The sequence below is a fragment of the Blastococcus sp. TF02A-26 genome (assembly GCF_003319125.1).
GTDB lineage: Bacteria > Actinomycetota > Actinomycetes > Mycobacteriales > Geodermatophilaceae > Trujillonella.
On the sequence record NZ_QOHG01000007.1, the window covers coordinates 90,111 to 103,307 of the forward strand.

At 75.4% G+C, this 13,197-nt stretch carries 12 protein-coding genes and 1 tRNA gene; 3 read left to right on the forward strand and 10 right to left on the reverse strand.

Annotated elements, in window-relative coordinates:
* The first annotated feature begins 12 nt into the window (after window positions 1–12).
* Entirely contained in the window at window positions 13–1,695 is a 1,683-nt protein-coding gene (locus DQ240_RS09900; protein WP_113839446.1) for a right-handed parallel beta-helix repeat-containing protein, read from the forward strand.
* A 4-nt stretch (window positions 1,696–1,699) separates the two neighbouring features.
* On the opposite strand, the gene DQ240_RS09905 is transcribed toward DQ240_RS09900, so the two are convergent.
* The 3 genes from DQ240_RS09905 to DQ240_RS09915 form a co-directional block, all read right to left on the reverse strand.
* Entirely contained in the window at window positions 1,700–2,803 is a 1,104-nt protein-coding gene (locus DQ240_RS09905; RefSeq protein WP_147261971.1) for a MinD/ParA family protein, read from the reverse strand.
* A 76-nt stretch (window positions 2,804–2,879) separates the two neighbouring features.
* Window positions 2,880–4,277, reverse strand: a complete 1,398-nt coding sequence (locus tag DQ240_RS24405; protein WP_113839448.1) for an AAA family ATPase — start codon at window positions 4,275–4,277, stop codon at window positions 2,880–2,882.
* A 136-nt stretch (window positions 4,278–4,413) separates the two neighbouring features.
* Window positions 4,414–5,775, reverse strand: a complete 1,362-nt coding sequence (locus DQ240_RS09915) for a DUF2252 domain-containing protein (RefSeq protein WP_199589222.1) — start codon at window positions 5,773–5,775, stop codon at window positions 4,414–4,416.
* A gap of 68 nt (window positions 5,776–5,843) precedes the next feature.
* Here DQ240_RS09915 and DQ240_RS09920 point away from each other — a divergent pair, with 68 nt between their 5' ends.
* Window positions 5,844–6,860 carry an SGNH/GDSL hydrolase family protein gene (locus DQ240_RS09920; protein WP_113839449.1) on the forward strand — a complete coding sequence of 339 codons (1,017 nt, stop codon included), beginning with the start codon at window positions 5,844–5,846 and terminating at the stop codon, window positions 6,858–6,860.
* 12 nt (window positions 6,861–6,872) lie between these two features.
* Here the strand turns inward: DQ240_RS09920 and DQ240_RS09925 are convergent, their stop codons facing one another.
* On the reverse strand, window positions 6,873–7,733 hold the full coding sequence (locus DQ240_RS09925) for a hypothetical protein (protein ID WP_113839450.1): 861 nt from the start codon (window positions 7,731–7,733) through the stop codon (window positions 6,873–6,875).
* A 174-nt stretch (window positions 7,734–7,907) separates the two neighbouring features.
* On the opposite strand from DQ240_RS09925, the gene DQ240_RS09930 reads away from it, so the two are divergent.
* The gene (locus DQ240_RS09930; RefSeq protein ID WP_113839451.1) at window positions 7,908–9,128 is read left to right on the forward strand and encodes an acetyl-CoA C-acetyltransferase; all 1,221 of its coding nucleotides are present in this window, start codon (window positions 7,908–7,910) and stop codon (window positions 9,126–9,128) included.
* Window positions 9,129–9,338: 210 nt separating this feature from the next.
* Here DQ240_RS09930 and DQ240_RS09935 read toward each other — a convergent pair whose 3' ends face one another.
* The 6 genes from DQ240_RS09935 to DQ240_RS09960 form a co-directional block, all read right to left on the reverse strand.
* Window positions 9,339–10,160, reverse strand: coding sequence for a Bax inhibitor-1/YccA family protein (locus DQ240_RS09935; protein ID WP_113839452.1), 822 nt, complete (start codon window positions 10,158–10,160; stop codon window positions 9,339–9,341).
* Window positions 10,161–10,278: 118 nt separating this feature from the next.
* Window positions 10,279–10,352: transfer RNA gene (locus tag DQ240_RS09940), tRNA-Leu, on the reverse strand.
* 13 nt (window positions 10,353–10,365) lie between these two features.
* The gene (locus DQ240_RS09945; RefSeq protein WP_113839453.1) at window positions 10,366–11,130 is read right to left on the reverse strand and encodes a uracil-DNA glycosylase; all 765 of its coding nucleotides are present in this window, start codon (window positions 11,128–11,130) and stop codon (window positions 10,366–10,368) included.
* Window positions 11,127–12,077 (reverse strand): Ppx/GppA phosphatase family protein, encoded by a 951-nt coding sequence (locus DQ240_RS09950; protein WP_113839454.1) that lies wholly within the window; start codon window positions 12,075–12,077, stop codon window positions 11,127–11,129. Before DQ240_RS09950 ends, DQ240_RS09945 begins: the two co-directional genes overlap by 4 nt.
* Entirely contained in the window at window positions 12,074–12,595 is a 522-nt protein-coding gene (locus DQ240_RS09955) for a DUF501 domain-containing protein (protein WP_113839548.1), read from the reverse strand. The genes DQ240_RS09950 and DQ240_RS09955 overlap by 4 nt, the downstream gene beginning before the upstream one ends.
* 20 nt (window positions 12,596–12,615) lie before the next feature.
* Window positions 12,616–13,185, reverse strand: a complete 570-nt coding sequence (locus tag DQ240_RS09960; protein WP_113839455.1) for a septum formation initiator family protein — start codon at window positions 13,183–13,185, stop codon at window positions 12,616–12,618.
* Between the last annotated feature and the right edge of the window lie 12 nt (window positions 13,186–13,197).

The following is a 13,197-nucleotide window of genomic DNA, read 5'->3' on the forward strand; positions in this document are numbered from 1 at the left end:
ACTGCGAGCCCGATGAGTCGACGTCTGCAGGTGTCCGCCACCCGTCCCGGCTGCTACCCGACCCTCGGCGAGGCGCTGCTGGACGCCGCCGACGGCGACACCGTCGTGGTGGACGCGGGCTCCTACGCCGAGACCCTCGACCTGACCGGCCGGGACGTCGCCGTCGTCGCCGCCGAGGGCACCGCCCTGGACGGCGACGCCGTGGTGCGGATCTCCGGCACCGGCTACGAGCCGACCGTGCGGGCCCGCCGCGGCACCGTCGTCCTCCGTGGACTGGTGCTGGCCGGCGCCGAGGCGCACGTGGTCGACGCCGCCGAGGCCGAGCTGACCCTCGCCGGCTGCCGCCTGGAGGCGGGGTGGGGCGCCGGCCTGCGTGCCACCGACCGCTGCCGGCTGACCGTCGAGGACTGCACCGTCACCGGAGCCCAGCAGGGGCTGGTCCTGGAGGACTGCAGCGGCACGATCAGCGGCACCACGGTCAGCGACAGCGCCGACGACGCGGTGGTGCTGCGCCTGGGCGCCGACCCCGTGCTGCGCGACTGCGTGGTGTCCGGTGCGGGCAGCCGCGGGGTGTACGCCTACCAGTCGGCCCGGCCCACCCTGGAGTCCTGCGAGATCGGGCGGAGCACGGGCCCGGGCGTCGCGGTGGCCCAGGGCAGCAGCGTCCAGCTGGTCCGCTGCCACGTGCACGACACCGGGGCGGCGGGCATCGCGTTCGCCGCCGGGACGTCGGGCCGGGTCGAGGCCTGCCGCGTGGAGACCACCGGCGGCCCCGAGGTCGACGTCGACCCGGACGCCGAGGTCGAGGTCGTCTCCGCTCCCGCGGCCGCCGCCGTGGGGGTGGGTGCCTCCGGGGGCAGCGGCGGGGACCCCGAGCGGGTCGCGGAGCTGCTCGCCGAGCTGGACGCCATGGTCGGCCTCGCCGGGGTCAAGGCGGAGGTCCGCGCGATCATCGACGAGATCCAGGTGAACGAGTGGCGCCGCGCGGCCGGGCTGGCCGTCGGCGGCGGCAGCCACCACCTGGTCTTCGCCGGCGCTCCCGGGACGGGCAAGACGACCGTCGGGCGCATCTACGGCCAGCTGCTGGCGGCGCTGGGCGCGCTGCCCGGCGGGCCGCTGCGCGAGGTCTCCCGCCGCGACCTGGTCGGCCAGTACATCGGCCACACGGCGGAGAAGACCGCCGCCGTCTTCGACTCCGCGGTGGGCGGGGTGGTGTTCCTCGACGAGGCCTACACGCTGTCCCGGCAGGCGGGGGGCGGCGGTGCGGACTTCGGCCAGGAGGCGATCGACACCATCGTCAAGCTGATGGAGGACCGCCGCGACGACCTCGCGGTCATCGCCGCCGGCTACACCGCCGAGATGCAGGACTTCCTCGACGCCAACCCCGGCCTGGCCTCGCGGTTCGTCAAGACGATCGAGTTCGAGGACTACTCGCCCGAGGAGCTCGTGCTGATCATCAGCCGGATGGTGACCGCCGGGGACTACGTGCTGGACGACGACGCCGAGCCGCTGCTGTACCGGCACTTCGCGACGATGCAGCGGGGCGCGGACTTCGGCAACGCCCGCGACGCCCGGAAGCTCTTCGAGCGGCTGCGCAAGGAGCAGTCCTCCCGGCTGCGCGGGCTGGGTCGCCGGCCGACGCTGGACGAGCTGCGGGCCCTCACCGCCGACGACGTCCTCGCCGCCACCGGCTGAGCCGTCAGGGCGCGGTCAGCGCGGCGTTCAGCACGCCCGCGGCCAGCCGGACGGCCGCGGCGCGGGTGCGCGGCGCCAGGGCGTCCAGCTGCACCGGCCCGCCGACGGTCAACGCCCGGTCGCTGGGGACGGTGACGACGTCACCGACCGCGCCGGCGAACCGGCGGCGGGCCTCGGCCAGGTCGACCACGGCGCCCTGCGCGGGCACGTCGGTCAGGGCGACGACGCTGCGCCGCGCCAGGTCCGCCGAGCCGCGCTCGACCAGCCAGCGCAGCACGTTGTGGGTGGCCAGCAGCCCGTCGATGCTCGGCGAGGTGGCCAGCACCAGCGTGTGGCAGCCCGACACGACCCGGCGCATCAGCGGGCTGGCGACGCCGGCGCCGCAGTCGGTCACCATCACCGGGAACCAGCGGTAGACGGCGTTCATCGCGGCCACGTAGGTGGGCTCGTCCAGCGCCGCGCTCTGCTCCGGGTCCCGGCCGCTGGGCAGCACGAAGACGCCGTCGGGCGAGCGACCCAGCGCCGTGGCGAGGACGTCGAAGCGGCCCGGGTCGCCGGCCCGGGCGAGGTCGGACACCCCGGCGGCCTGGGGCGCGCCGGTGCGCAGCGCCATCGACCCGAAGGTCGTGTCGGCGTCGAACAGCAGCACCGGGTCGGGCCGGGACCGGGCGAGGGTGGAGGCCAGCAGGACCGCGAGCGTCGTCTTGCCGACCCCGCCCTTCATCGCCACCACCCCGATCCGTCGGGGGGAGGGCACCGGCGTGGCCAGGCTGGCGCGCAGGACCTCCAGCTCGGCCGGCGAGGGCTCGGAGTCCAGGTCGTCGACACCGCGGCCGAACAGCCGGCGGCGCCGGGCGGGCACGGCGGTCAGCCCGGCGATCGCCGGGTCCAGGTGCGGCGCCCCGGGAGGCGGCAGCGGACCGGCAATCGGCGGTCCCTGCGGCGGCACCGGTGCCATGGGGGGGCCCTGCGGCGGCGGGCCCTGCGGTGGCGCCTGCGGAGGAGCGGGAGGCGCGGCCGGCGCCGTGGGGCTGGGGAGCACGACCGGCCGAGTCGGCTCCGCCGGCGTGGGGTGCGGCGGCCGGCCGGGGGCGGGCGGCTGCGTCACGGCTCCGAAGATACGGCCCGCGGGCGCCCTCCCCCCGGCGGGCGGCCGACGCGTCCCCCTGTCGGGTGGACGCGCCTCAGCCGGCCGCGGCCGCGCGGGTCAGCGGCGGCAGCGCGAACCCGTCGGCGACCGCGGCCGCCAGCTCCAGGTACGCCTGCCGCGCCGGTGCCCCGACCCGCTCCAGGTCGACCAGTCCGCCGCTGACCAGGTGCTCGTCGTAGGGGATCTCCACGACCGCCCGGCACCGGGCGGCGAAGTGCCGGCGCAGCAGGTCGACGTCGACGTCCCCGGTACGCGGCCGCACGCTGGAGATGACCGCGACCGAGCGGGCCACCAGCTCCTCGTGCCCGTGCGCCACCAGCCAGTCCAGCGTCTTGCTGGCCCGGCTGGCGCCGTCGACCGACGGCGCCCCGACGACCACCAGCGAGTCGGCGAGCGCGAGGGTGCCCGACATCGCCGAGTGCAGCAGGCCGGTGCCGGAGTCGGTCAGGATGATGTTGAAGTAGCGGGCGAGGACCTCGGCGACGCGGCGGTACTCGTCCTCGCTGAACGCCTCCGACGCCGCGGGGTCCTGGTCGCTGGCCAGGACCTGCAGCCGCCCGGCGAGCGAGGTGTACGCCGACACGTCGGTGAACGAGCTGATCCGGTCGAGGTTGGCGAGCAGGTCGCGCACCGTCACGTCGGTGACGTTGGTGAGCCGCTCGGCCAGCGTGCCGGCGTCGGGGTTGGCGTCGACCGCCACGACGCGGTCGCCGCGGTGGGTGGCGAGGGTGAGGCCGAGGCAGCAGGTCGTCGTCGTCTTGCCGATGCCGCCCTTGAGGGAGACGACGGCGATGCGGTTGCTGCCCCGGACCGGCGTCCGGACCCGGGCCAGCAGCTCGCGGTGCGCGATCTCCGCCGGGGACAGCCCCGGGTTGACGCTGCCGCCGGTCATCCGGTGCACGAACCGCCGCCAGCCGCGCTGCGGCGCCTCGGGCGCCGGACGCAGCAGCGTCGCGCTCGTCAGCTCCGGCGGCGGACCGGCGGGCACCCCGGGGCCGGGGAACGGCGGCTGCTGCACGGGGACCTGCTGGAGGTGCGGCGGTGCGTGCTGCGGCGGCACCGGCGGGACGAACTGCTGCTGAGGAGCCTGCTGGGGAGCCGGAGGCGCCACCTGCTGCGGCGCGGCCGCCGGGCCGGTCCAGGCGGGGCCCTCCCACGCCGGCGCGCCGGGTGCGGACTGCTCCCACGGCGCGGGACCGGCCGGACCGGTCTGCCACGCGGGCTGCTCGCCGGCTGCCGGCGGCTCGCCGGACCCGTTCGGCGCCGACCACCCGGGCTGCTGCCAGGCGGGCTCGCCGGCCTGCGGTTCCGCGGGGCGACCGGGAGCCGGACCCGGGCGGAGGCTGACCTCCCGCGTCGGCTCCGCCGGCGGCACCGGCGCACCCGCGCGCTCCTGGCCGTCGGGGCGCTGGTGGTCCTGGTCGTCCGACACCGGTGCCGTCCTCCTGGTCGCTGGCTCGAGCCCCTGGTCGCGCCCACGCTATCCCGTGGCCAGGACGTCGGCTGGCGGAGCCGGGAGGCCACCCGGAGCCGTCACCTGGCCGGGTGAACGGCGGCCGCGGCGGGGCTCAGCGCAGCGGGTGCGCGCCGCTGGAGCTGATGCCCGGGATGGCGCCCGCGCGGAAGGCGTCGACGAACAGCCGGTGGTCCTCCTGCGCCCGCCGCGCGTAGCCGTGCGCGAACTCGACCAGGTCGGCGAGGAACTCCTCCCGCCGGTCCCCCACGAGGGCGGTGATCGCCTCCTCCGTCTGGAAGGGCACCAGGGTGTGGTCGCTGTCGGCGTCCCCGACGCAGCGCATCTTCGCCGTCGCCCGACCCAGCTGGGTCAGCACCGGCGCCATCTCCTCGGGCTCGGTCAGGTCGTCCCACTCCAGGTCGACCTCGTAGGGCGAGAGCTCGGCGACGACGAAGCCGACGCCGTCGACCTCGGTCCAGCCGAGGAACTGCGAGGCGTTGGCCTGGAGGGCGCGGCGGCTCACCGCGGTGCGGTGGCCCTCGTGCTCGAAGGCGTCGCGCACCTCGGGGTCGCGGACGATCCGGCTGGGCGCGGCGACGTTGCCCTGCTTCAGCGACAGGACGACGTCGTTCTCCAGCGCCTGGTCGTAGCCCTCCAGCAGCACGTTGTAGGCGGGCAGCCCGGCGCTGCCGATGCCGAACCCGCCGGTGCCGACGACGTCCTTCACGTCGAAGGTGACGTCGCGCCGGCGCCGCGGCGGCACGAGCGTCGTCCGGTACCGCTCCAGGGCCGCCATGACCCGGCCCCGCTCGTCGTCGTCGAGCCGGCGGTTGCGGCCGGTGTCGGCGAACCGCCGCTCGAAGCCCTCGACGACGGTCATGCGGTCCAGCAGGCCGAGCCGGCTGCGCGCGGTGGTCGCGAGGATCGTGTCGCGGACGGCGCCCTCGGTGTTGTCGCGGGTCAGCGCGAACGACCGGTCGTCGTCGGAGCGGGTGAACGCCTCGACCTGGTCGAGGTAGGCGGTCAGGTAGGTGCGCAGCAGCTCGCCGATCACCTCGTCGCCGAGCGCCTTGCTCCACGCGATCAGGGCGAAGCTGGCCGCGAACCGGCGCAGGTCCCAGCTCACGTGGCCGAGGTAGGCCTCGTCGAAGTCGTTGACGTCGAACACGATCCGGCCCTGGGCGTCCATGTAGGTACCGAAGTTCTCCGCGTGCAGGTCGCCCTGGATCCAGACGCGGCTGGTGCGCTCGTCGCTCCAGCGGTCGTCGAACCGCGCCATGTCGGCGTAGAAGAGGCAGGCACTGCCGCGGTAGAACGCGAACGGGTCGGCGGCCATCTTGCGGAACTTCGTCCGGAAGGCGTCGGCGTCGGCCCGCATGAGGTCGGAGAACGCCTCCACGAGGGTGTCGACGATGAGCTGCGAGCGTTCACCCGCGGTTCCGCTGGCGGTGACCCCGAAGGGGGAATCTGGCACGGGGGAACCGTAGGCGGCGGCTAACCTGCGGGACAGTCGTGGCACGGGGACAGCGATCGGGGGCGGCGGTGAGCGGAGCGGGCACGACACGTCGGCTGACCGCGGCCGCCGGTCTGGGCGGCGGGCTCGGGGCCACGCTCGGTGGGCTCGTCCTCCTCCTGCGCGGCGAGGCCAAGATGGCCCGCCGGGCCATCGCCGCCCGCACCACCAAGGAGCTGCCGCCGTCGGGCAACGGCGTCTACGGGCGGGGCCGTGGCAAGCCGCTCGTGCTCGCGGTGCTCGGGGACTCGACCGGCGTCGGCCTGGGCGTGCACCGCGCCGCCGAGACCCCCGGGGTGCTGCTGGCCGCGGCGCTGGCCGAACTGGCCGAGCGGCCGGTGCGGCTGGTCAACGTCGCCGTCTCCGGCGCGGAGTCCCGCGAGCTGCCGGAGCAGGTCGAGAAGGCGCTGGTGGAGAAGCCCGACGCCGTCCTGATCATGATCGGCGCGAACGACGTCACGACCCGCACCGCGCCGGCGGTGTCGGTGGCCTACCAGGCCGACGCAGTCCGGCGGTTCCGGGAGATCGGCGCCGAGGTCGTCGTCGCGACCTGCCCCGACCTGGGCACGATCCGTCCGATCGCCCAGCCGCTGCGGCAGTTCGCCCGGCACTGGAGCCGGCAGATGGCTGCGGCGCAGACGGTCGCGGTGGTCGAGGCCGGCGGGCGGACCGTCTCCCTCGGCTCGATCCTCGGGCCCACGTTCGCCCGCGACCACGCGATGTTCGGCGACGACGAGTTCCACCCGAGCGCGCACGGCTACGCCGCGGCGGCGGCGGTCATCCTGCCCTCGCTGGCCGATGCGCTGGGCGTCTGGCCGGCCGCCGCCGACCGCGGGCTGCGGAAGCTGCGCCGCGACACGGTGCGCCCGGTCGAGCGGGCCGCCGCGCGCGCCGCCGACCGCCCCGGCACGGAGGTGCAGCCGACGGAGGTCCGCGGCTCGGGGACCGGGCCGCGCGGGCCCTGGGCGCGGCTGCGGCTGCGGCGGCCCCCGGAACTGCCGACCTCGGACGAGGCCGAGCAGGCGGAGCAGGTGCCCGCGCGCTGACGCCCGCGGCGCTCAGCTGGGAACGAGCTCCGACGTCTCGATCAGGTCGGCGATCTCCGGCGCGTCCTCGGTCCGGGCCACCAGCGAGAACCGGTCACCCGTCCGCCGGTACAGCCCCGCCCGGATCGCCACCCCGGGGATCCGGGGGTTGTCGAGGACCAGCAGGTGACCGCCGTCCGCCAGGCTCGCCAGCAGCGCGCGGAGGGCGCGACTGATCTCCGCGTCGCTGAAGTACAGCCGGCGCAGCACGTTGGCCACCTTGATGACGTCCGGGGTCTCGCCCGACCACGGCTGGAAGACGTCGTGGACGCGGGCGCTGACCCTGTCGTCCGTGCGCATCAGCTCACGCGCGTCGGGCCCCAGCAGGAGGACCTCGCGGGGGACCCCCCGGCGCGCACGGGCGATCACGCCCGCGTACGCGAACCGGACGGTCCGTGACAGCGACGGCCAGGCGACGACCCGGGGGCCGGCCACGAGGACGCACTGGCCGTCGGGGTCGGTGAAGACGACGCGACGGCCGACGGACACGGCGTCGAGCCGGAGGTAGAGGTCGGCCATCACGTACGAGGAGAAGCCCGGGAGGCGGCGCACCAGGTCGACGGACGTCGACCCGTCCGACGCACCGATGTCGACGATCCGCGCGCCGTCGAGGTCGACGTGCTGCAGCAGGAGGTCGTCGGCGGGACCGTGCCGGTCGATGCCGGTGATCTTGATCGTGGCGCCGACGTGGATCGACGACATGACGTCGCGGAACGCCTCGGCGGAGGGGGCCTCGTCCAGCAGGACGCGCGGATCGACGCGGAAGAGCCGGGGCTGCCGCTGCTCCAGCCATGCCGGCCAGCGACCACGGATGCCTCGGATGGGTGCGCGCATGCCGGAAGGCTAGAGGCGGATCCTCCGCATGCGGCCCGTCCGCGGAGGGGGTGCCATCCCTTGGGGTGACCCGTCCGGCCACGGCACCAGGCCGCGGAGGGTGCGCGTCAGCCGGGCGGCGTACCCAGGGGTAGTTTCGCGAGGACCGCACCATCCCCTCGCCGTGGAGGACCCATGCCCGAAGCCGTCATCGTCGCCACCGCGCGCTCGCCCATCGGACGGGCGTTCAAGGGCTCGCTCAAGGACCTGCGGCCCGACGACCTCGCCGCGACGATCGTGCGCGCCGCGCTGGACAAGGTCCCGGCGCTCGACCCCACCGACATCGACGACCTGATCCTCGGCTGCGGCCTGCCCGGCGGCGAGCAGGGCCACAACATGGGCCGCGTCGTCAGCGTCCTGCTCGGCATGGACCACCTGCCGGGGACGACGATCACCCGCTACTGCTCCTCGTCGCTGCAGACCACCCGCATGGCCATGCACGCGATCAAGGCCGGCGAGGGCGACGTCTTCATCTCCGCCGGTGTGGAGACCGTGTCGCGGTTCGTCAAGGGCAACAGCGACTCGCTGCCCGACACCGAGAACCCGGTGTTCGACGCCGCCAAGGCGCGCGTGGCCAAGGTGGCCGAGAGCGGCGCCGACTCCTGGACCGACCCGCGGGACAACGGCGACGTCCCCGAGGTCTACATCGCCATGGGGCAGACCGCCGAGAACCTGGCCCTGTACAAGGACGTCTCGCGCGCGGACATGGACGAGTTCGCCCTGCGCAGCCAGACCCTCTACGCGCAGGCCGCCGCCGAGGGCTTCTGGGAGCGGGAGATCACCCCGGTCACCACGCCGGACGGCACGGTCGTCAGCACCGACGACAGCCCGCGCGCCGGCACGACGCTGGAGGGGCTGCAGAGCCTCAAGCCGGTGTTCCGCCCCGACGGCCGGGCCACCGCCGGCAACTCCTGCCCGCTCAACGACGGCGCCGCCGCCGTCGTGGTCATGAGCGACACGAAGGCCCGCGAGCTGGGCCTGACGCCGCTGGCCCGGGTCGTCTCCACCGCGGTCACCGGCCTGTCGCCGGAGATCATGGGCTACGGCCCGGTGGCGGCCTCGGAGCTGGCCCTGCAGCGGGCCGGGATGAGCATCGGCGACATCGACCTCGTCGAGATCAACGAGGCGTTCGCCGCGCAGGTCATCCCGAGCTACCGCGACCTGGGCATCGACATCGACCGGTTGAACGTGCACGGCGGCGCGATCGCCGTCGGCCACCCGTTCGGCATGACCGGCGCCCGCATCACCGGCACGCTGATCAACGGCCTGCAGACCAAGGACAAGACCTTCGGGCTGGAGACCATGTGCGTCGGTGGCGGCATGGGCATGGCGATGGTGCTGGAGCGCCTCTCCTGACGCTCTCCCCCGCCTGACGACGACGGCCCGGCTCCCCTCGCGGGAGCCGGGCCGTCGTGCGTCCGGGGTGCGGCGCGCGCCGAGTGCGACGAACACGGGGCGATGAGCGGGGCATGGCCACGAGTTCGTCGCACGCGGAGGCGCAGACCCCGGACATGCCGGTGGCCCGGCCCCACGAGGGGACCGGGCCACCGGGGAGAGCTGCTGGACTCAGTCGCTCTGCAGGTAGGACAGCAGGCGCAGGATCTCCAGGTACAGCCAGACGACCGTGACCAGGAGGCCGAAGGCGATGTACCAGGCGAACTTCGCCGGGGCGCCGCGCCGGATCGCCTCGTCGGCCATGTCGAAGTCGAGCAGCAGCGAGAACGCCGCGACACCGATGACGACGAGGCTGAACAGGATGGCGACCGGGCCGCCGTCACGCAGGCCGAGCGCGTCGCCGCCGGCGAAGATGCTGACGACGAAGTTGACCAGGATCAGCGCCAGGACACCGAACATCGCGCCGACGATCCAGCGGGTCAGCTTCGGGGTGACCCGGATGGCGCCGGTCTTGTAGACGACGAGCATGCCGGCGAAGACACCGAAGGTGCCGACCACCGCCTGCATCACGATGCCGGGGTACAGGTCGTTGAAGGCCTCGCTGATCGCACCCAGCGCGACGCCGTACAGGGCGCCGTAGGCCAGGGTGGCAGCCGGGTTGGCGATCTGCTTGAACGCGATCACCAGGCCCAGCACGAACGCGATCAGCACCGCCGGCAGGGCCAGCCCGAGGGCGGTGTCCTGCGGCAGGAACGCCCAGGTGACGGCGGCGGAGACGACGGTGACGAGGAACGACAGGCCCGTCTTCTGGACGACGTCGTCCATCGTCATGTAGCGGGTGGTGGTGCGCGCGTACGGAGCCGGCGCGGAGTACGGGTCCTGGGTCGGGGCGCCGTACGGCTGGGGGGCACCCCAGTTGGCGTACTGCTGGCCCGCGGCGCCGTTGGTGGCGTTCGCGAAGCCCCGACCGAAGGCCGGGTTGGAGCTGGGCATCGTCATCTCCTCGAGGTGACTGGCGGTCGTGGGGCCGACGGTCCTGCACCCCACTCGGTTTCTACAACGCCGCAGGTGCCCGCCGCGTTCCTGAGTCGGCGGAGGTCCCTCGCGCGGGTGCCCCCGGTGGGGTTCGAACCCACACTCGGACCCTTTTAAGGGGCCTGCCTCTGCCGGTTGGGCTACGGGGGCGCGGGAGCCGAGGCTAACCGCCGGCGAGCTCCGTGGCCCGGCTCAGCACCGCGTCGAGCATCGGTTCGGTCAGCTTGCCGGTGAACGTGTTCTGCTGGCTGACGTGGTAGCTGCCCAGCAGGGTCAGCGGTCCGCGCGGCCCCTCGAGGGTCACTTCCACGCCGTGCCCGAAGGCCGGTCGCGGGCGGGGCAGCGCGTACCCAGCGCCCGCGAGCACCGGCCACAGCGCCGTCCACCCGAAGCCGCCGAGCACCACGACGACCCGCAGCCGGGGCAGCAGCGCCAGTTCGCGCGCCAGCCAGGGCGAGCAGGTGTCGCGCTCCTCCGGGGTGGGGGCGTTGGCCGGCGGCGCGCAGCGGACGGCGGCGGCGACCCGGACGTCGGTGAGCTCCAGGCCGTCCCCGACGTGGGTGGAGGTCGGCTGGTTCGCCAGTCCCGCCCGCCAGAGCGCGGCGAAGATCCAGTCCCCGCTGCGGTCGCCGGTGAACACCCGGCCGGTGCGGTTCCCGCCGTGCGCCGCCGGGGCCAGGCCGACGACCGCGATCCGCGCGTCCGCCGGGCCGAGGCCGGGCACCGGGCGGCCCCAGTAGTCCTCGTCGCGGAAGGACGCGCGCTTGACCTGCGCGACCTCCTCCCGCCAGGCGACCAGCCGCGGGCAGGCCCGGCAGCCGGAGATGCGCGCGTCGAGGACGGCCAGGTCACCCGCCGCCCTCGCCGACCGCGCGACCCCCGCCGCCGTGCGGGTGACCGGGAAGCCCCCGTCGTCGAGCGCCTTCATCCCCGGGCGAGCCGGATCGCGATGCCGTCGAGGATGTCGTGCTCGCTGACGACCACCGAGTCCAGCGCCAGCGCGTCCATGATCACGCGCAGGATGAGGGCGCCGGCGCCGATGACCTCGACCCGGCCGGGGTGCATGACCGGCATCGCCGCCCGTCGCGCCCGGGTGGCGGTGAGCAGTCCGGCGGTCACCGACCGGACGGCGCCGACCGGGATCCGCGAGCCGTGGATGGCGGTGTCGTCGTACTCCGGCAGCCCCAGGGCCAGCGCGGCCACCGTGGTGACCGACCCGGCCAGCCCGACGAGCGTGGCGGCCTCCCCCACCGGGACGACGGCGAGGACGTCGGCGAGCGCGGCCCGGACGTCGGCCTCGGTCCGCTGGATCTCCTCGGAGTCCGGCGGGTCCGAGTGCAGGTGCCGCTCGGTGAGCCGGACGCACCCGATGTCCACCGAGCGGGCCGCCCGCACGCCGGTGGCGTCGCCGAGCACGAACTCGGTGGACCCGCCGCCGATGTCGACGACCAGGTAGGGGGCGGCCGGCGGGGTCCCGCCGTGCGCGGTCACCGCGGCGTCGAGCGAGGCCGTGGCCCCGAGGAAGGACAGCTCCGCCTCCTCCGCCCCGGGGACGACGTCGGGCAGCCGGCCGAGGGTGGTCAGCACCATCTGCTCGAAGTCGGCCCGGTTGGCCGCGTCGCGACTGGCGCTGGTGGCGACCATCCGCACCGCCGTCGCGCCCAGCTCGCGGGCCTGCGCGGCGTACTCGGCCAGCACGCGGCGGGTGCGCTCGATCGCCGCGTCGGACAGCCGGCCGGTGGCGTCGACGCCCTCCCCGAGGCGGACGACCTCCATCCGCCGCAGCAGGTCGGTGTGCGCGCCCTGATCCGGCACGTCGGCGACGAGCAGCCGGATGGAGTTGGTGCCGCAGTCGATGGCCGCCACCCGGCTCATGCGTCCTCCTGCTGGTCGGGGAGCGCGCAGGGCCCCTTCGCCCACCACTCCCCCATCTCGGCGACCGCGCGGTCGCCGATCGGGTTGACGCCGGGCCCCGCTGCCAGGGCGTGCCCGGCCAGCGCGTGCAGGCACTTGACCCGGTCCGGCATGCCGCCCGCGGTGCTGCGCGTCTCGAGCACCGCCTCGCCGGGGCGGGCGGCGGCGTCGCGGGTCGCCAAATAGGCCTCGTGCGCGGCCAGGTAGGCCGCGGCGAGCTCCGGATCGGTGCCCAGCTCGTCCTGCCACTCGCGCATCCGGCCGGCCGACTCCAGCCGGCTGGCGGCGGCGTTGGCCCGCGGGCAGGTCAGGTAGTACAGCGTCGGGAACGGCGTGCCGTCCTCGAGCCTGGGCGAGGTCTCGACGACGTCGGGTTGGCCGCACGGGCACCGGTGCGCCACCGCCGCGAGCGCCCGCGGTGGCCGGCCGAGCTGGCGGGCGACGACGTCCCGGTCCTCCTCGGTGACCGGTTCCCGCACCGGCCCTCCGGCGGGGATCGTCACTCGTCCCCCAGGTCGTCGGCCGTCGCGACCGAGTCCATCAGCGCGTCGTACCAGGTCTGCGGGCCGGGGTCGGCCGCCTCCGGGACCGTTCCGGCGTCCCCCTCGGCCTCGGCCTCGTCGACCACCCGCACCAGCCGGTCGCCCTCGGCCACGTAGAAGAACCGCTCGCGGGCCTCGCGGGCCAGCACCGCCGGGTCGCGCAGCTCGGCGAGGCGGGCCTCCTGCTCGGCGATCCGCGCGTCGAGCTCGGCGCCCTCGGCCGCCAGCCGGGCGATCTCGGCCCGGCCGGCCAGGTACTGCTGCACCGGTCCGGCCAGGGTCAGCGCCAGGAGCAGCACCAGCCCGACGAGCAGGACGCCGCGACCGGTGAAGAGCTGGTTGCGCGGACGGGCCGGCGTCGACGCCGGCCGGGTCCGGCGGCCGGGACGGCGCGCCTCGGGGCGGCTGCCGGCGCCGGTGACCCGGCCCGTGGGCAGCGGCCGGGACGCCGCATGCGCCAGCGGCCGGCCGGTGCCCGCCCGGCGCGGCCCCCGCCGGGGACCGCGCCGGTCCGAGGGACCTGCCATGTCGGTCGCCGC